General features: G+C 38.6%; 15 protein-coding genes. 6 read left to right on the forward strand and 9 right to left on the reverse strand.

The genetic code is table 11. The features are described 5' to 3' along the window. Positions 1-1,186: transposase (locus EWM59_RS23035; RefSeq protein ID WP_445447092.1), on the forward strand; the 1,186-nt coding region annotated here is incomplete at its 5' end. A gap of 84 nt (positions 1,187-1,270) precedes the next feature. Here the strand turns inward: EWM59_RS23035 and EWM59_RS23040 are convergent. After that, the gene (locus tag EWM59_RS23040) at positions 1,271-2,989 is read right to left on the reverse strand and encodes a GMC oxidoreductase (RefSeq protein WP_130023610.1); all 1,719 of its coding nucleotides are present in this window, start codon (positions 2,987-2,989) and stop codon (positions 1,271-1,273) included. Positions 2,990-3,017: 28 nt separating this feature from the next. Continuing rightward, a complete protein-coding gene (locus tag EWM59_RS23045) occupies positions 3,018-3,689 on the reverse strand; it encodes a gluconate 2-dehydrogenase subunit 3 family protein (RefSeq protein ID WP_130023611.1) in 672 nt (223 codons plus the stop codon). Positions 3,690-4,123: 434 nt separating this feature from the next. Here EWM59_RS23045 and EWM59_RS23050 point away from each other — a divergent pair, with 434 nt between their 5' ends. Together EWM59_RS23050 and EWM59_RS23055 are read left to right on the forward strand one after the other, a co-directional pair. After that, on the forward strand, positions 4,124-5,437 hold the full coding sequence (locus tag EWM59_RS23050; protein WP_130023612.1) for a UDP-glucose dehydrogenase family protein: 1,314 nt from the start codon (positions 4,124-4,126) through the stop codon (positions 5,435-5,437). Between the two features lie 98 nt (positions 5,438-5,535). Continuing rightward, positions 5,536-6,516, forward strand: coding sequence for a UDP-glucuronic acid decarboxylase family protein (locus tag EWM59_RS23055; RefSeq protein ID WP_130023613.1), 981 nt, complete (start codon positions 5,536-5,538; stop codon positions 6,514-6,516). Positions 6,517-6,701: 185 nt separating this feature from the next. Here the strand turns inward: EWM59_RS23055 and EWM59_RS23060 are convergent, their stop codons facing one another. The 6 genes from EWM59_RS23060 to EWM59_RS23085 form a co-directional block, all read right to left on the reverse strand. Next, positions 6,702-6,974 (reverse strand): hypothetical protein, encoded by a 273-nt coding sequence (locus tag EWM59_RS23060; protein WP_130023614.1) that lies wholly within the window; start codon positions 6,972-6,974, stop codon positions 6,702-6,704. 41 nt (positions 6,975-7,015) lie between these two features. Next, on the reverse strand, positions 7,016-7,516 hold the full coding sequence (locus EWM59_RS23065) for a Riean_0653 family protein (RefSeq protein ID WP_130023615.1): 501 nt from the start codon (positions 7,514-7,516) through the stop codon (positions 7,016-7,018). 239 nt (positions 7,517-7,755) lie between these two features. Further along, a complete protein-coding gene (locus EWM59_RS23070) occupies positions 7,756-8,649 on the reverse strand; it encodes a TIGR01777 family oxidoreductase (protein WP_130023616.1) in 894 nt (297 codons plus the stop codon). Positions 8,650-8,661: 12 nt separating this feature from the next. Then, positions 8,662-9,486 (reverse strand): thiol-disulfide oxidoreductase DCC family protein, encoded by an 825-nt coding sequence (locus tag EWM59_RS23075; RefSeq protein ID WP_130023617.1) that lies wholly within the window; start codon positions 9,484-9,486, stop codon positions 8,662-8,664. A gap of 37 nt (positions 9,487-9,523) precedes the next feature. Next, positions 9,524-10,030, reverse strand: a complete 507-nt coding sequence (locus EWM59_RS23080; protein ID WP_130023618.1) for a GbsR/MarR family transcriptional regulator — start codon at positions 10,028-10,030, stop codon at positions 9,524-9,526. 68 nt (positions 10,031-10,098) lie between these two features. Next, a complete protein-coding gene (locus EWM59_RS23085) occupies positions 10,099-10,626 on the reverse strand; it encodes a GNAT family N-acetyltransferase (protein ID WP_130023619.1) in 528 nt (175 codons plus the stop codon). Positions 10,627-10,761: 135 nt separating this feature from the next. On the opposite strand from EWM59_RS23085, the gene EWM59_RS23090 reads away from it, so the two are divergent. The 3 genes from EWM59_RS23090 (at position 10,762) to EWM59_RS23100 (ending at position 18,987) form a co-directional block, all read left to right on the forward strand. Next, positions 10,762-11,964, forward strand: a complete 1,203-nt coding sequence (locus EWM59_RS23090; RefSeq protein WP_130023620.1) for a bifunctional 3,4-dihydroxy-2-butanone-4-phosphate synthase/GTP cyclohydrolase II — start codon at positions 10,762-10,764, stop codon at positions 11,962-11,964. A gap of 221 nt (positions 11,965-12,185) precedes the next feature. After that, positions 12,186-15,419 (forward strand): TonB-dependent receptor, encoded by a 3,234-nt coding sequence (locus EWM59_RS23095; RefSeq protein ID WP_229239416.1) that lies wholly within the window; start codon positions 12,186-12,188, stop codon positions 15,417-15,419. 256 nt (positions 15,420-15,675) lie between these two features. Further along, positions 15,676-18,987 carry a TonB-dependent receptor gene (locus tag EWM59_RS23100; protein ID WP_130023621.1) on the forward strand — a complete coding sequence of 1,104 codons (3,312 nt, stop codon included), beginning with the start codon at positions 15,676-15,678 and terminating at the stop codon, positions 18,985-18,987. Between the two features lie 135 nt (positions 18,988-19,122). On the opposite strand, the gene EWM59_RS23105 is transcribed toward EWM59_RS23100, so the two are convergent. Continuing rightward, a complete protein-coding gene (locus tag EWM59_RS23105; RefSeq protein WP_130023622.1) occupies positions 19,123-19,974 on the reverse strand; it encodes a sterol desaturase family protein in 852 nt (283 codons plus the stop codon). Between the last annotated feature and the right edge of the window lie 44 nt (positions 19,975-20,018).

The following is a 20,018-nucleotide window of genomic DNA, read 5'->3' on the forward strand; positions in this document are numbered from 1 at the left end:
ACTGGTTTTCCGCAATCAGAAAATGGGTTTATTATTAAGCGAGTTAGGGGCTTACATCTGTGGTTTTGCCCATGCCCCAGCAGGCACCAAACGCATCAGTAATCTACTTCGGAGTAAGAAATGGGAAAGTAAATTAGTTGACAATTTTTTGTTTGCAAAGGCCAAAGAACGCATCAGAGATTTACAGGCAAGAGGTCTTCGTCCACTGTTATTGTGGGATGATAGTCGGATAGAAAAACCAGAGTCTTGGTTCATGGAGGGCTTATGTAGTGTAGAAAGTAGCAAAGGGAAACGATTAACCAAAATCAAGAAAGGTTTTTACCATCCACCAGCCAGTCGGATTTGTGTACCAGGTTTTCATTGGACAGCTACGATGGTATCAGCTTTGGGAGAAATCCCCTCGGTGTGTCAAATGAGTTGGTGGACCAGTAGAGGTAAATACAAGGAATTGGCTTCGAATATCATGTTCCGAATGCTCAAAAAACTCAACAAGTCACTCATCGTAAAGGTTTTACATGTACTTGACAGAGGCTATGCTTCTGCATGGACTATTGAATGGATGATGCACTTTGAACAGGATTTTCTGGTTCGTTGGAAAAAGAATATTTTGCTCATTCATCCACAAAAAGGTACTAAACAGACGCATCAGATTGCTCGGTATTTAAAATCTTCTGCCAGAAAAGTAGTATTGGATACCCAACGTAAAATTACTAAACACATCGGTATTGCTTTCTGTGCAGTGATTCATCCTGAATTCCCTGATAAAGAACTTTACCTGATTGTAGTAAGAGACAAAAAAGGACGGCAAGCACCTATGTATCTGCTTACTTGTTGTATTGTTTTATCCAACAAAGATGCCTGGCAGATGCTCCATTCTTATATGCATCGATGGAACATAGAACAGACTTTCAGAGTAGGGAAAGCAGAATTGGGGTTAGAATCACCCAGACTTTGGTTTTGGGAAAATAGACTCAAATTAATGGCCATTGTGACACTTGTCTATGACTTCTTACTATCGATGCTCAGAAACTGGAGTAGTTTTATCCCTATCCTGCTCAAAAACTGGTGTCATAGAACAGGAAATCGGTACCGAAATGCTTCGATACCGATTTACAGATTGAGATTAGCCATCTCCAATTGTTTGAATGCATTAATTCATTTAAGTATTACCCAAAATTCGGGATGACTCATGTTTTGCTTTATAACACGATTTTCCAAATCGTCTTTTAATAACTGTAGTAAACGATTTAAAAAATCGTGATACAATACATCAGATATTCATTTTCTTCAACTCTTTCACTGCAAAATCTGCTGCACGGGCAGTCAATGCCATATAAGTTAAAGAGGGGTTTACACAGGAGGCAGAGGTCATAGCTGCACCATCAGTAACAAATACGTTCGGAGCACCCCAAACCTGATTATTCGCATTCAATACTGATGTTTTCTTGTCTCTACCCATACGAGCCGTACCCATCTCGTGAATACCAATACCCGGATTCGGCCCCGGATTATTGTAAGCATTGATATTTTTCAGACCTGCAGCTTCCAGCATTTCTGCGGCTTCGTTCATCATGGCTACACGCATCTTCAAGGCATTTTCACCCCAGGCTGCATCAAATTCAACCACAGGTAAGCCCCACTTATCTTTCTGGTTCGAAAGCGTGAAACGGTTGTTTTCGTCAGGTAATGTTTCTCCGAAACCTCCAATACCAAAAGTCCATGGGCCTGGTTGCGTAATCATTTCCTTAAACTCAGCACCAAAGCCATCTTTGTAGTTTCCTCTACCCCAACCCTCACGACTTGCACCACCCTGATAGCCAAATCCTCTTACAAAGTCTCTTTTCTTATCACTACCCCAGTTGGTAAAGCGAGGAATATATACACCATTGGCACGACGGCCATAGTAATACATATCTTCCATACCCTCAAAAGTACCCGACGCTCCTACACTCAGGTGGTGGTCCATGATATTTCTCCCTAACTGGTCAGACTCATTACCTAAACCATTCGGATGAGTTTTAGATTTCGACTGCATCAGTATCCATGCCGAATTAATAGCCGAAGCATTCAGGAAGATAACTTTTGAGAAGAAATCCATTTGCTCTTTGGTATTCTGGTCAATGGTTTTTACACCCACTGCCTTACCCTTTTCATCATCAAATATTACTTCATATACAATTTTATCAGCCATTAAAGTCAGATTACCCGTTTTGTTAGCAGCAGGTAAAGTACCCGATTGTGTACTGAAATAAGCGCCAAACTGACAACCACGCATACAGGCATTCTGGTACTGGCACGAAACCCGTCCTAATTCGGTCTGTATCTGTGTAGGCTTGGTTATATGCGCTGTACGACCAATGGTTACATGGCGGCCATTGAATTTTTTCTGAATAGAGTTACGTACTTCTTTTTCTACGCAGTTCATTTCCATACCCGGCTGAAAATTACCATCAGGCAATACATCAAGCCCTTCTTTGTAACCACTTACGCCTATAAAAGTCTCTACATAGCTATACCAAGGTGCTAAATCTTTGTAACGGATAGGCCAGTCAATGCCATGTCCATCTTCTATATTAGCTGTAAAATCTTTCTCATTCCAACGATAGCTTTGCCGGCCCCACATTAAAGAACGGCCTCCTACATGGTACCCGCGTATCCAGTCGAAACCACGTTTTTCAAGATAAGGATTTTGTTTATCGTTTTCAAAATGATGGCGGTGCTCTTCGTTGGCTGTATATCCTGTACGTACATTGGCCCAATACTCCTCTCTCGCCATATTATCCACTTTGCCTCTGTGAGGGAAATCCCATGGATTTTTCCCTGCTGTTTCGTAGCCTGTTATGTGCTTAATATCACGTCCACGCTCAAGCATTAAAACTTTGAGACCTTTTTCGCAAAGTTCCTTGGCAGCCCAACCACCTGATATACCTGACCCTACAACGATGGCGTCGTAAGTCATTTGTTCTTTTGATTTTCCTTGAATATTCATTTGTCGTAGGTTGAATGTCTTTAAATTTTTACAAAGCCCAAACTTTTTGTCCCGGAGTCATCTTCACACAGCCTTCATATCTACCCGGTATTGCTACATAGGCCAATGCGTTTTTAGCACCTGCTTCCGACGTAAAGTACCCCAATAAAGTCAATTCTTTCATTAATTTGAAGAAAGGTACCGGAGGAGGCACCTGCTTGGTTTTCTCACTTTTTTTAGGATCAGGGTCTTTCGGGTCTTTTACCAGACCTGTTTCGTTATCTACTATTTTCTTAGGCTGCTCGTTTTCTTTCAGTTCGGTCATAGACAATTGCTCAAACTTCTTCAGAAGAGCTGTTTGTTGTTCAGGTGTAGCCTCAAGAAATTTTTTCCCAAACTGTTCTTTAGAACTTTCCTCCAGCGAATCCAGTCCTTTTATAAAATGTTTCTGTTGCGCCTCTGTATAGCAATCTTTCAGCATCATTTCAATAAACGGCCCTACGCCCGCATCTTTAGCACCGGGGGTAGAGGTTTTAGGAATAATTATTTCGGCAATTTCAGAAACTAAACTTTTGTAATCAGTAGAAAAAGAAAAAGCTGAATTGGCTGCTTCTGTGGCTGTATTAGGCGTACAACCTTCCAACATGGCAATCATTGTAGGGGCAGACAAAGCACCTCCCATCAGGAAGGCCACTCTTTGCATGGCATCTCTTCTATTCAATGTCGTAGTATAATTTTAAGGGTTGTCAATAAATTGGACAATGTAATTACGCAAGAAAAACTTTTCAATGCAAGTTTGGTCTCATGAAAATTCCATTAAAAACGATAAATCCTCAGGCTTAAGTATAAGCTATCAGAAACGCTTAGTGAATTTTAACTATCAGACGAATTTCAGAAGGCTTCGACAGTTAAAAATGCAATCTTGTTTTTTTCTCATAAAGCCAATAATGCCACTCAATAAAAAAACCACCTTTGGTTATTAAAAATATAGACTTAATTGAGGCAATTATCTCTTAAGTACCTATTTTTGAAAATAATTTTTCATTTTTTAATAATGACACTTGTAAGTATTGTCAAAAAAAAATCTAATTTTACGGCATATTTTTTGCTTTAAAAAACAGTAAACAAATTTCTAAATTCTGAAACACATATCATATGAAAATTGCAGTTGTTGGAACAGGCTATGTAGGCTTAGTTACAGGTACCTGTTTTGCTGAAACAGGTAATCAGGTAACTTGTGTAGATATTGACAGTCGTAAAGTTGAAAAACTAAATAAAGGTAAATTGACTATTTACGAACCGGGTCTTGATGTTATCTTTGAGCGTAATACGAAAGAAGGTCGTTTGAAATTTACTACCAATCTTGCCGAAGGTATTAAAGAAGCACAGGTTATTTTCTTAGCCCTGCCAACCCCTCCGGGTGAAGACGGTTCTGCTGACTTGAAATACATTTTAGGCGTTGCCAACGACTTAGGTCCGATATTAGAAAACTATACAGTTATTATTGATAAAAGTACTGTACCTGTAGGTACTGCCGAAAAAGTGCACGAGCGTATTGCCAAAAACGCTAAAGTTGAATTTGATGTAGTTTCAAATCCTGAGTTTCTGAGAGAGGGTGTAGCCGTAGAAGACTTTATGAAACCTGACCGTGTAGTAATTGGCACTAAGTCAGAAAAAGCCAAAAGGGTAATGGAGAAATTGTATGCTCCTTTGGTTCGTCAGGGCAATCCGATTATCTTTATGGATGAACGTTCGGCTGAAATGACCAAATACGCCGCAAATGCCTTTTTGGCAATGAAAATTACATTTATGAATGAGATTGCTAACCTTTGCGAAAAAACAAATGCCAATGTAGATGATATTCGCAGAGGAATTGGTACAGATAGCCGTATTGGTAAACGTTTCTTATTTGCCGGAATCGGTTATGGCGGTAGTTGTTTTCCGAAAGATGTACAGGCTTTGGAAAAAACGGCCAGCGACTATGATTATGATTTCAAGATTCTGAAATCGGTAATGAAAGTAAACGAGAAGCAAAAAACCAAATTAATGCCGCACCTGAAAAAATATTTCAATGGCGATTTAAAAGGTAAAACCATTGCTTTGTGGGGATTGGCATTTAAACCACATACGGATGATATTCGTGAAGCACCGGCTTTGTACAACATTAAAGAACTAAGAAAAGCAGGCGCTAAAGTAGTAGTATATGATCCTGAAGCTATGGAAAATGTTCGTGAGGTAGTAGGCAAAAAAGTAAAATATGCCAAAAATCCTTACGAAGCACTTCAAGGTGCTGATGCCTTAATGATTATGACCGAATGGCCTGAATTCCGTACACCTGACTTTGAGAAAATGGAAGGTACTTTAAAAAACAAGGTAATATTTGACGGTCGTAACCTATACGAGTTGAAAGACATGAAAGAGTTAGGTTATACGTATTTCAGTATTGGTAGAGAAACAGCAAAAGCTTAATAAACTCAGCAGGAAAGTAATCAGGTATAAACCTCCCCTATCCGGTTTTGCTTTCCCTCCTATTATTTAGCATACAGGGGAAATTAACTATAATTTCTATGAAAAGAGTTCTCATTACTGGTGGCGCCGGATTTTTAGGCTCACACCTTTGCGATAGGTTTATCAAAGAAGGGTTCTACGTAATTGCGATGGATAATCTTATTACAGGAGATTTGCGCAATATCGAACACTTGTTTAAACATCCGAATTTTGAATTTTATCACCACGATGTAAGCAAGTTTATTCATGTGCCGGGCGAATTAGACTATATTCTGCATTTTGCCTCACCGGCCAGCCCGATTGATTATCTGAAAATCCCGATTCAGACCCTGAAAGTGGGGTCATTGGGTATCCATAACTGTCTTGGACTGGCACGCGTAAAAAAAGCTCGTGTTATTATTGCCTCTACTTCTGAGGTCTATGGCGACCCATTGGTACACCCACAAACAGAAGAGTACTGGGGACACGTAAACCCGGTTGGCCCTCGTGGGGTGTACGACGAAGCCAAACGCTTTCAGGAAGCCATGACAATGGCCTATCATACCTATCATGGTCTTGAAACCAGAATTGTGCGTATTTTTAATACCTATGGACCTCGTATGCGTCTGAATGATGGTCGTGTATTACCTGCGTTCATTGGTCAGGCATTGCGTGGCGAAGATTTAACGATTTTCGGAGATGGCTCACAAACACGCTCTTTCTGTTTTGTAGCCGATTTAGTTGAAGGTATCTACCGCCTGTTATTATCTGATTATGCTTATCCGGTTAATATCGGTAATCCGGCAGAAATTACGATTAAACAATTTGCGGAAGAAATCATAAAATTGACAGGTACTGACCAGAAGATTGTGTATAAACCATTGCCCAAAGACGACCCTAAGCAACGTCAGCCCGATATTACCAAAGCCAAAGAAATATTAGGCTGGAAGCCAAAAGTAACCCGCGCAGAAGGTTTAGCCATTACCTATGATTATTTCAAAAGTCTTCCGAAAGAAAGATTGTATGAAGAAGCCAATCACAGAGATTTTGACAAAAAATAAGCGTTCTTAAAAAATCGTGTATAAAAAATGGAGGTCTGAGACCTCCATTTTTTGTTAGTTCAAATCTGCTTTGTTAATATTTCGATTATTTAGTTGCAATAGCCTAAAAATCCTTGCAAAAGATTGCTTGGTTGATTATGCGGACGAGCAAAAAATTGCATTGCTTGTGAAATAATGCTTCATACCTACATTGATAGATGCAGATAAGTATATTTCAGAATATGCTTGCAAAAATGAGCAGTATTAGAGGTATCTGTATTGCTATTACCAGTATATTGATAAATATTGGCAAGAGGTAATACATTCTCATAAAGAACCCCTGTAGGAATCTGCGATTTGTCAAGATTTTTTAGTATATGATATGCAGTTTCTTTATAAGGAACGTCAGGCGGACATGGCTGCTGGGCATGAGCAAAATAGCACAAAGTGCATAGAGTAAAAGTAAAAATCATTTTCATCAGAGTAAAGATTAGCAGTGAGACTAATATAAAAAGTATGACTAATAATAGGAAATATCGTTAAACTCTCCATTAGTTATTTTGTACTCCTTCCCAGTTTTGGCACTCTTACATATAAATTCAAATGTACCTGATAAGTTATAACCATCTATTTTCGTTATTCTGAATATACCTGAATTTGAAATTAAGGCTTCTGAGTACTGTTCTGCATAATTTAAATTATAATAGGCTTTTGATTGTTGAGTATTATCCGATAATTTATACTCCTTCAACTCCAACGGTTCATTAGGAATTACTTTAATTATTAAAGATATTGCATTTGGTACCTTTCTAACTACAATTGAGAACCAGCCATTGGTTCTATCAAATTGAACACTTAAAGGGTCTGACCCTATACTTCCAACCGGAGAGGTATCTTTATCAGGTTTAAACTTCTCGCCATTTACTTTGCAAAAAAAGGTTTCTTTAGGTTTAAGAGACTTAATAAATGAGCAACCTGTCAGTGTAAAAGCTAAGAAGCCTATTAGAATTGTAGTTTTCATAAAATTGTAGATGGGAAAGCCCGGTTTTATATTTAAAAAGTGGATTTTCAGCAAATATCAGTATCTATCACTCTTTTATTTTAACGGTTCAATGTTATATATTAAAAAAATAAATGACAAGTTAAATAGCTTGTCATTATTAAACGGTACTTAAATTATGTCTATTATCTGTGTACTTGATAACACAGTTCGGAGACAATATGATGTCAATCAGGTGATTGTTATTGCTCCATTTTTTGTTAGTTCAAATCTGCAAAAGCCTGATTGATAGTCGGAAATTCGAACTTGAATCCGTTTTCTAATAATCTTTTAGGATATACATTTCTACTTTTTAACAACAACTCTGTTTCGGTTCTGATAAATAAAGAAGCCATTTCTAAAAGAAAAACAGGGCTATTGATGCCAATAGGCATACCTATTGATTGGCGCAGATGTTTCATAAAGTCCTCATTTTTCAGAGGATTTGGTGTTGTAATATTTACTTTTTTAGTCAACTCTTGATGCTCAATAATAAATTCAACGGCTCTGCAAAAATCCTTTTCATGTATCCAGCTCATCATCTGCTGACCGTTCCCTTGTTTTCCCCCTAAACCTAATCTGCTTATCATTTTCATTTTAGGAAATCCCCCACCCTCGTTGCCCAATACAATAGAAGTTCTTAAAGCTACTTTCCTGATGGGTACGCTATTATCTGCAAAAAAAGCCTGTTCCCAGTTTTTGCAGATATTCATCGAAAAATCATCTCCTATCACACCATTGTCTTCATCCATCAACTGTGTTTCAGCATGTACATAAATAGTTGCACTGCTTGAATTCAGCCACACGTCCGGCGGATTTTTACACAGGTTGATAGCCTTTTGCAAAACTTCTGTACTCTTTACTCTCGATTCAAGAATGGCTTTCCTGTTCTCGTCTGTATATCTGCAATCAACACATTTGCCCGTCAGGTTAATCAATACATCTGCCTGTTCTAATATTTCAGTCCATTCACCTAAATATACCGCATCCCAATAAATTTCATCAGGCTGTTTGGGATTTCGGGTTAAAATAAATACCTCGTTATTTTTCTCTGAAAAATACTTTTGGAGTGCCTTTCCTAAAAAGCCTGTTCCTCCGGCAATCACGATTTTCATCAGTTTGCGTGTTTAAAGTTCATTCAAAAGCATAATTAAGGCTAAAGCAAATATTCTATACACCAACCAGGAAATAGTAGGCCAAAAGCCAATTTTTAAAACTTTGCTTCGTCGGGCATGTTCCCAAAGCATGAAACTTACTACGGCCATAAAGTAAATCAGGTAATAAAAAGGCCATAAATCTTTGATGATGAGCATGGGCAACAAGAGCAAAGTGCCTATCATCGAAACAGTCATCATATTTCCCAGATATTCCAATAGTTTGTCTTTGAGCAGCCTGAATAAGAATACTGTCTGCCAGAGAATCTGCCCGACACAAATCATCAACTCTCTACCCAGATGATTTTGCCAGCCCAAAACGGCATTAATCGGTTGGGTGTAATAATAGAGTACCGTTGATGAAGCAATGACCACCAACAAAATATAGAGTAAACGATATTTAATATTCAGGTCAGGAACACAGGCTTTTACTCCTGCTTTTGTTGCACTGGGAGCAATTACTTTACGGTTGAACGAAATGAACTTATACAGTTTGCGTAAGAAACAATCAACAGGCTTCCATGCTAATACCGGGCCAAGTGCCGGAAATCTATGGGTAACTATATATTCGAGTGCATCGATACCGTATTTTACTTCATTGTGCCGGGTATCAAATAAAGCTATCTCGTTACGAGCCTTGTCCATGTCGATAGGAGATTCATCTGAAACAGAAAAATACTGATAAGGGCTGTATGTTTCTTTGTCAACCCATCCTGCTTTTTCAAAACCTTTGCCATACATCCGACACATAGGACAATCTGCATCGAGTAATAGTTTATGATTATTTAAAGTTCTCATATTTTCAAGAATTTTCGGAAGTTCATTACAAAAAAAATTAACTCATCAATTTCAATACATTTTTCAGAAGCGCATTTTTTTCTGCTTTCAATAATAAATCGCTTAAAGTATCCATCTGCTCAATAAAACTGTTCAGTTCGCTCAGCATATTTTTCACGTGCAATTGGTCGGCATCTTTGGTATCTGTTGCATTAGCCATCAGCATTTTTACTGTCTGTTTGGCAGGCATTATTTCTCGCTTTTTGCGCTCAGTAATTACCCTTACTGCTATTTGCCATATATCGTGCTCTGCTATAAAGTACTCCTTTCGGTCTCCGGGTTTAGTTTGTTTATATATCAGATTCCACCCTACCAAGTCTCTTAGCACCATATTCACATTTCCTCTTGATAGTTTCAGTTCTTCCATTACTTCTTCTGTACTCATCTCACTTTTGCTCAACAAAAGCAAAGCATGCACCTGCGCCATAGAGCGACTAATGCCCCACGAGGTTCCGAGCACACCCCAGGCCTGCACAAATTGCTGTCTGATTTCTTCAGTTTTCATAGTACAAATATAAAGCAACAGAAAATAAACTTCCAAGAATTTTTGAAAGTTTATTTTTAAAACATTAATTATAGTTCCAATAGCATATCAAAATTACCCATTCCATTCTTTTCAAACTCACCTAATTTCTTGAATCCAAGATTCAGATAAAAATGCACTGCCCTTTCGTTTAAAGCCTGTACCCCACCCCAAAGAATCACTCTTTTCATACCTTGCTCCTTCAATTCGCTTTTAATATAAGCAAATAGCACTTTCCCTAAACCTTTGCCCTGCCAGGCGTCACTGATTGAAGGAGCAAAAGTACAATCAGTTTCAGTATACAAGGGTATCCCATAATTTTCTAAGCGCAGTTTATCTTTAAGCACATACCCTTTTTTAATAATGGCATATGCTATAATCTCCTCTTCGGATTCGTTCATCATAATAAATGCTGTGTTGTGGTTTTCGGGCAAATAAAACTGCTGTATTGTTGCCATATCAAAAGCATGAGGAGCAAATCTGCTACGTGTAGTGGCACTCAGAGCGTTCAGATAACTCTGTAGTTTTTCAAAATCTTTCTGTTCAAGTAAACTGATTTTCAGGTTTTGCGGGGTCATTATACGCTTTTATTTAAAATTCAGAAGGGCAATTATGGCAATATTACAACTGTTCTATCGAAAACTCGTACCTTTACAAACGATTTCGCCACACAATCTGTTTTACAAACAAAACCAGCATAATTGTTTATTATAATGTTAGACCGTATAGAAGATGCGATTGAGGATATTCGCAATGGAAAAATAGTAATAGTTGTAGATGACGAAGACCGTGAAAACGAAGGTGATTTTGTGTGCGCTGCCGAAAAGACGACCCCCGAAATGGTCAATTTTATGGTAAAGGAGGGACGTGGCCTGATGTGTACCCCTATAACCGCCAAACGTTGTGAAGAGTTGGAATTAAACATGATGGTAGGTAAAAATACTGCCCAACACGAAACCGCCTTTACCGTATCTATAGATTTATTAGGCAATGGCTGTACCACGGGTATTTCTGCCAGCGACCGTGCCAAGACAATACAGGCATTGGTTGACCCAAATACGAAGCCCGAAGACTTTGGACGCCCAGGGCATATATTTCCTTTGAAAGCCGTTGATGGCGGTGTTTTACGCAGAACCGGGCATACCGAAGCTACAATTGATTTAGCAGTTCTGGCAGGATTAAAACCCGCAGGTGTCTTGATTGAAATTCTGAATGAAGATGGTACAATGGCACGTTTACCACAATTGCGTGAAATTGCCGACAAGTTTAGTATGAAATTAGTCAGCATAAAAGACCTGATAGAGTATCGGCTGAAAAAAGAATCGTTAATCAAAAGAGAAATTGGGGTAGAAATGCCTACCGAATTTGGGTATTTTGATATGATAGCCTACCGCCAGTTAGACAATGACCAGTTACACCTGGCTTTAATCAAAGGCACATGGGAGCCTAATGAACCTGTAATGGTGCGTGTACATTCTTCTTGTGTTACCGGAGATATCTTTGGCTCATGCCGTTGTGATTGTGGCCCACAATTGCACGCCTCTATGGAAATGGTACAAAAAAATGGTAAAGGCATTGTCTTATACATGAACCAGGAAGGGCGCGGTATTGGGTTGCTGAATAAGCTGAAGTCATATAAGCTACAGGAAATGGGCAGAGACACCGTAGAAGCCAACCTTGAATTAGGTTTTAAAATGGATGAAAGAGACTATGGTGTAGGGGCTCAGATATTGAGAGATTTAGGAGTGAAAAAGATTCAATTGATTTCTAATAACCCTAAGAAAAGAGCTGGGCTAATCGGCTATGGTTTGGAGATTGTTGACACTATTCCTATCGAAGTTTCTGCTAATCCATATAATGAAAAATACCTACAAACCAAAAGAGACAAAATGGGTCATAATATTATGGGTTCTTAAAAGTATTAGGCAAGCATAACAATTTCTTAACACAATAAAATAGTACTTAAACAATATTTCCTATTAAATATTATATAAATTACTATAAACGAAGCACTTATGTTACCAAAACACATAGGTGCTTGTTTTTTTTTAGGCGATTTTTTTAAGACCTTTGTACCAATAATGATATAATCTGCTTGATGAATTTTACTTCAAACATTTCTAACTCCAAAAAAAACATGATGCAAAAATCTACTTTTTTGCGAGGGGTGTTCACACTTCTTGTAGGAATTTTATTTGCTTTTCAAGGCTTTGCTCAGGTTACGGCCTCTTCTATTACGGGTACTGTAACTGACAACAAGGGTGAAGCATTGCCCGGTGCGACGGTAGTTGCTGTACATGAACCTTCTGGTACAAAATACGGTACGGTTACAAACATTTCTGGTCTTTATACGCTTCCTTCGGTACGTATTGGTGGTCCTTACAAAGTTACTTTCACATTTGTAGGATATAAAGATGTAGTAAAAGACGGAATTACTGCAAGTTTAGGAACAGCGGCTAACGTTGATGCCGTACTTTCTGAAGAAGGAACTGCTCTTCAGGAGGTTACAGTATCTACTATAAGAAGTGATGTTTTCAGCACAAACAGAACGGGTGCTGCCACCAATATCAATGGTACTCAATTGCGTAGCTTACCAACTATCAGCAGAAGTATCAACGATTTTACACGTCTTACACCACAATCAAATGGTTCAAGTTTTGCCGGACGTGATGGTCGTTTCAACAATATTACTATTGATGGTGCTAACTTCAACAACAACTTTGGTCTGAGTGATGCCAACCTACCGGGTGGTTCGGCGCAACCAATCTCTTTAGATGCTATTGAAGAAGTTCAGGTAAATATTGCCCCTTATGATGTACGTCAGGCAAACTTTACCGGTGCTGGTATAAACGTAGTAACCAAAAGTGGTACAAACCAGTTTAAAGGAAGTTTATACACTTACTACAGAGACCAGTCATTCAACGGAACCAAAGTAGGTGATACAGAGCTACCTGCAGCAGCCAAAACTACCAACAATATTTATGGTGGAACAATCGGTGGCGCAATCATCAAAAACAAATTATTCTTCTTTGTAAGTGGTGAATATGAGAAAAACGTAAGACCAGGTTTCAACTGGATTGCTTCTCGCCCGGGTGTTACAGGCTCAAACGTATCAAGAACTACAGCTGAAGATTTAGAGAGAGTTTCTACTTTCCTGAGAAATACTTATGGTTACGAAACTGGCCCTTATGAAGGTTATGGTGATAACTTCACGCTTCAGAACTACAAAATAATGGCTCGTTTAGACTGGAACATCAGTAACAATCATAAATTCAATATCCGTTATTCGACTGTTAATAATACTGATGACCAGTTAATCAATGGTACAAGTGCACCAAACCCACGTTCTACTTCAAACCGTGTCAGCCAGAACTCTTTGACTTATGCAAACTCTAATTATGGTTTCTTAAACAAAGTAAATTCATTAGCGGCTGAGTTGAACTCTACATTCAGTAGCAAGTTGTCAAACCAATTGTTGGCTACTTATACGTTGGTACAAGACACCCGTACTTCAAAAAGCTCTTTGTTCCCTTTTGTTGATATTAAAAAAGATAACGATTCTTACATCAGCTTCGGTTATGAACTTTTCTCATACAATAACGATGTAAAAAATCCAACACTTAATATCATCGATAACTTAACGTATTACGCTGGCAAACACACTATCTTGGCTGGTGTTGCTTACGAGAATATGTATTTTGGTAATAGTTTCTTACGTTATGGTACAAGCTACTATCGTTACAACTCTGTAGATGATTTTATCAATGGTGCTACTCCTGCGGCTTATGCCTATACTTATAGCTTGCTACCTGGTGGTAAAACTCCGATTGCTGACTTAACATTCGGACAAGGTTCTGCTTATTTGCAAGATGATTTTGCAGTAAACGGTAAATTAAAATTAACGGCTGGTGTACGTGTAGATATGCCTTTCTACCCTGTAGCTCCTGTAGAGAACCCGGCTATTACAGCGCTTACTTTTAAAGATGGCGAGAAAATTAATACCGGATTGTGGCCAAAATCTAAACCAGCTTTCTCTCCTCGTGTAGGTTTCAACTGGTCTGACAAAGGCTGGCAGGTGCGTGGAGGAACAGGTATTTTCAACGGTCGTCTTCCATTTGTATGGTTTACTAACCAACCTACCAATAGTGGTATGGTTCAGTTTACTTATGAAACTGTTAGTACTTCAGCTTTGGCAAATTTCCCATTCAGCAAAGACCCTGCGGCACATCTGGATAAATTACCTAAAGTGGCAGGTCAAACTGCCCCAAGCAGTATAGCGGCGGTTTCTCCTGACTTTAAAATGCCACAAATCTGGAGAACAAACCTTGCAGTAGATAAAAGAATTATTGGCGATATTGATTTAACAGTTGAAGCCATTTACTCTAAAGATTTAGTAACGGTTTACCAAAGAAACGTAAACTTAAATAATCCGATTGGAAATCTTGCCGGACCTGATAAAAGACCTCTTTACAGTTCATCAACCAGAAGAGTAAATTCGGCTATTTCTGAAGCAATGGTACTTGACAACACTAAAAACGGTGGTGGCTGGACAATTACGGCAGAAGCTAAAAAACGTTACAGAAACTTCTTTGGTAGCATAGCTTATGCTTTCAATAATGTAAAAGACCTTACAGGTAACCCTGGTTCACAAGCAGCCTCTGCATGGTCTAACAACAGAGCTGTCGGAAGCCTGAACGATTTGCCATTGGCATTCAGTGAGTATGCTGTTCCCCACCGCATAGTAGGTTCAGCCTCTTACAAATTTGAATATACAAAATTCCTTGCTACTACTGTTTCATTATTCTATCAGGGTTCACACCAGGGCCGCGTATCTTATGTTTACAATGGCGACTTGAATGCTGATGGTATCAATGGTGCAGACTTATTATATGTGCCTGCCAACGAATCAGAAATTATCTTTGAAGATGTTGTAGCAAGTGGCGCAGTTAAATATACTGCACAACAACAAGCAACTGCCTTCTTCAATCTGGTAAATAACGATAAATACCTGAGCAGCATCAAAGGACAATACGTAGAAAGAAATGCTGGTCTTATGCCATGGGTTCATCGTTTTGATTTCAGATTATTACAAGATTTTTATGTCAATGTAAAAGGTCAGAAAAACACACTTCAATTAAGTGTTGATGTGCTTAATATTGGTAACTTATTAAACTCAGGCTGGGGTAACCGTTACCGTCAGGTAGTTAATAATGGTGCTGTTTTAAGATATACCAGACTAAATGCAAGTGGTCAGCCAATGTTCCAGATGGTTGAAGTAGGTGGTAAACTACCAACTGAAACTTTCGAACTTAACCCTGTTGCTACTAATACATGGGGAGCACAAATTGGTCTTCGTTACATCTTCAACTAAGATTTAGCCTACCTGATATATCAAAAAATCCTGCTTCTTACGAGGCAGGATTTTTTTGTTATATACCGATTTTTCAAATCATAGCACTTAAACAATATTTTTTATTACATATTTCATAAATTACTATAAATCAGTTACTTATGAAAATAAATTATATTGCTACTTGTTTATTTTAGATGAAAAATTAAGACCTTTGTATCAGCAATATAATTGCTTGATGATTTTAACTTCAAACATTTCTAACTCCAAAAAAAACATGATGCAAAAATTTACTTTTTTGCGGGGAGCCTTTACACTTCTCGTAGGGATTTTCTTTGCTTTTCAAGGCTTCGGCCAGGTTACTACCTCTTCTATTAGTGGTGTAGTAACTGACGCTAAAGGCGAGGCACTGCCCGGTGCGAGTATCGTGGCTGTGCATGAGCCATCAGGCACCAAATACGGTACCGTTACAAATGCTGCTGGCCGCTATGTGCTTCCTGCGGTTCGTATCGGTGGACCTTTTAAGGTTACTGTAACTTTTGTTGGCTTCAAAGATACTTCCAGAGAAGGTATCATTACAAGTTTAGGTACTGCTTCTAATGTTGATATTAAATTAGAAGAAGAAGGAGCTCTTCTTCAGGAAGTAAGTGTAACTGCAACCAGAAGTGACATTTTCAGTTCTGAACGTACAGGAGCTTCTACCACTATTAACAAACAAGCATTACAGGCACTTCCTACCATTGGTAGTCGTTCAATTAATGATTTCACTAAATATAATCCGCAAGGAAATGGCCGTTCGTTTGGTGGTGCTGACAGCCGTTTAAATAATTTTACAGTTGACGGTTCTGTATTTAATAATGGTTTCGGGTTAGGTTCGGAAGCTCAGGCTGGTGGACGTACAAACTCAACAGCAATCTCTTTAGATGCCATAGAAGAAGTTCAGATAAACGTTGCGCCTTTCGATGTTCGTCAATCAGGTTTTGTAGGAGCAGGTCTAAACGCAGTAACCCGCTCAGGAACCAATCAGGTTTCAGGTTCTATTTATCACAGTTTCCGTAACAACAGCAAAACATTTGTTGGAAGAGATGCCGCAGGTTTCCCTGTTACAGTAGGTACATTCGATGAAAAAGTATTAGGTTTCCGTTTAGGTGCACCTATTATTAAAAACAAACTATTCATTTTCGTCAATGGTGAGTTTCAAAGAAGAACCGTTCCGGGTTCATCTTTTGTAGCTAAAGGTTCTTCTAATGCTGGTAACCCTACCCGTGTTGAAAAAGCAGATATCGAAGCTGTTAGTGCCTTGGTAAAACAAAAATTCGGTTATGAAACAGGCCCATACGAAAATTTTGACGATGAAACCAAGTCTGATAAATTTTTAGCACGTTTAGACTATAATATTAACGATAAACACAAAGCAACTCTCCGTTATACTTTCCATAACTCTCAAGACTATGTACCTATCAGTAATAGTTCATCAGCAGGTTTTGGTAACCGTGTAACTGCCAACTCTTTATCATTCAAAAACTCAGGTTATTTAATTCAGGATAACACTCGTTCGATTGTTGCTGAGCTAAACTCAACTTTTGGTGGTAAATCTGCTAATAATTTTATTATTGGTTATGATAGCCAAAATGAAGACCGTGCTTATGCAGGCGCTATGTTTCCTACGGTTGATATCCTGAATAATAACGCTACCTATATTTCAGTAGGTTTCGACCCATTCACACCTAACAATAAGTTAAATTACGGAACATTCCATATTACGGATAACTTTACACTTTTCAAGAACAAGCATACGCTTACTTTTGGTACTAATTACGAAAATTACAAATCGAACAACTTGTTCTTCCCTGCTTCTAATGGTGTATGGGTATATAACTCTTTGGAAGATTTCACCAAAGCCGTAAATGGTGATAATAGCGTAGTAGTGAATCTGTTCCAATATCGTTATTCTGCCTTGCCGGGTGGTATTGCACCATTGCAAGTATTGAAAGTAAATAAGTTTGACTTATATGCACAAGATGATTTTCAAGTGTCCAATACCTTCAAATTATCTTATGGTGTAAGAGCAAGTATGATTGCATTTGGCAATACAGCCCTTGAAAACACCGTAATATCTGGTCAGACTTATAAAGATTTAAACGGAGCTCCGTACAAAATAAACACAGGTACGTTACCAGATGCCAAAATCTTATGGGAACCTCGTGTAGGTTTTAACTGGGATGTAACAGGAACAAGAAGTACTCAGGTGCGTGGAGGTTCTGGTGTTTTCACAGGCCGCCCTCCTTATGTTTTTATCTCTAACCAGATTGGTAATAACGGTATCCTGACAGGTTTTATCGAACAACGAAACACAACAGCCTTCCCATTTGTACAAGATGCCAGTGTTTATACACCTGCCACTCCTACTCTACCCTCTACTTTTGATATAGCAGGAACTGATGCAAGCTATAAATTCCCTCAGGTTTGGAAATCTAATATCGCTATTGACCAAAAACTTCCGTTGGGCTTAGTTGGTTCAATTGACTTCTTGTATAACAAGTTTCTTAATTCGGCCTATTACTTTGATGCAAATTTAGAAACTGCCACAGGTAAATTCTCAGGCCCTGATACACGTGACCGTTTCCCTGGCTCAGGATTAACAGGTTCTAACCTGAACAGCGCTATTCGTATCAACGATAACGTATCTCGTGCGGCAGTACTTACCAGCAAAAGCGCAGGTGAAAACGTAATGTTAACATTCAAATTAGAAAAACCTTGGACTAAAGGTTTCTATGGCATGTTTGCTTATACTTATGCCAGAACCCGTGACTTGATGAGTGCAGGTTCAATCGCTTCCGGTTCATTCACAGGTGCAAGAAGTGTAAACGGTAACAATAAATTAGGTCTTACTTATAGCGATAATGACATTCCTCATCGTTTAGTTGGTGCAGCCAGCTACAGAATAGAATATGGTGGAATGTTCGGTGGTTCTTCGCAAATCTCATTAGGTTATGTTGGTGGAACTGGTGTTGCCAGATACTCTTACACCATTGCAGGTGATATGAATGGTGACGGTATTGCCGGTAACGAATTATTATTTGTACCAAACAAAGCCACCGATTTGACATTTGTTAACACAACTGTAAGTGGTGTTACTTATTCTCCGGCAGAACAAGCAGCCGCTTTTGATAAGTTCATCGACCAGGACCCATATCTAAGTACCATGCGTGGTAAATATGCCGAACGTAACGGCGCTATCTTACCTTGGCTACACCAGTTTGACTTATCATTTATTCAGGAGTTCTATGTAAATGTAAAAGGCAAACGCCATACGCTTCAGATAAGAGCTGATATTCAAAACTTCGGTAACCTATTGAATGGGAACTGGGGTATTGGCCGATTTGTAAGCAATACATCGCCTTTAGCTTATGTAAGTGTTACGGCTGACGGTGTTCCACAGTATAGATTGAATACACAAACTTCAAGAACCACTGATGGTAAAACTGTTACTTCTAAAACAGAGTTGTTGAAAGATACTTTCCAGACAAGAAGTTCAGCAACTGATGTTTGGAATGGTCAATTAACGCTTCGTTATATCTTCAACTAAGATTGTGTATAGTTATCATAACAAAAAATCCTGCTTCTCACGAGGCAGGATTTTTTTTAATGTTTAACTGAACCGTGCCACGGCTATACTCGTCCTAATATAGCCCTGCCACGGTTAGATTCTTGTACTTACGCTTTAATGAACTTTTTCCTCACCAAACTTTGCCCCCACCGGAGGCCGATAGTTTTGAAAAGGAACTTTCAGTAAATTACCTAAACGGTCATTTTCTTCGGGTTTCATATGTGTATCTATCCCATAGATCAGTTTATCACGCTCAATTGTCATAAAAGTACCAAATAATCTATCCCAAACAGAGAAGATATTGCCGTAATTAGAATCTGTATAAGGCTGAACATAATGATGATGCACCTTGTGCATATCAGGTGAAACCAATATCCAACTCATGGCATTATCCAACCATTTAGGAATCACGATATTCGCATGATTAAACTGCGAAAGCAGTACAGATATTGACTGGTACATAAAAACCAACCACATGGGCGCACCTGCCAATACTACGCCAGCAGTAGTAAATACAAAGCGAAAAACACTTTCACCTGGGTGATGGCGGTTAGCCGAAGTAGTATCCACGTGCGTATCGGTATGATGCACTAAATGAAAACGCCACATCCATTTTATTTTGTGTTCTGCCCAATGCACGAGCCATGCCCCTATCAGGTCTAATAACAGCAAACCTACAATAGCAAAAAGCCATAAGGGCATTTCAGGCAGCCATTGTAAAATGCCAAAATGATTAGCGACAGCCCAGTCAGATGACTTTAACAGAACAAAAGCTAAAGCAAAATTGATAATAATGGTTGTAAGCGTAAAAAAGATATTAATCCTTGCATGCCTGACTTTGCTATACTTAAAATGGAATAAAGGAACAGCACTTTCAATTATCCAGAAAAAAGCTATTCCTCCTACCAGAATAACACTTCTGTGCGAAGAGGGTATAGTTCTGAAATATTCAACAATTTGATCCATAGTACTTTTTTTGTGTAAGGTCTTAGATGTTATGAATTTTGAGA

Source organism: Emticicia agri, from assembly GCF_004168285.1.
Classification (GTDB): domain Bacteria; phylum Bacteroidota; class Bacteroidia; order Cytophagales; family Spirosomataceae; genus Emticicia; species Emticicia agri.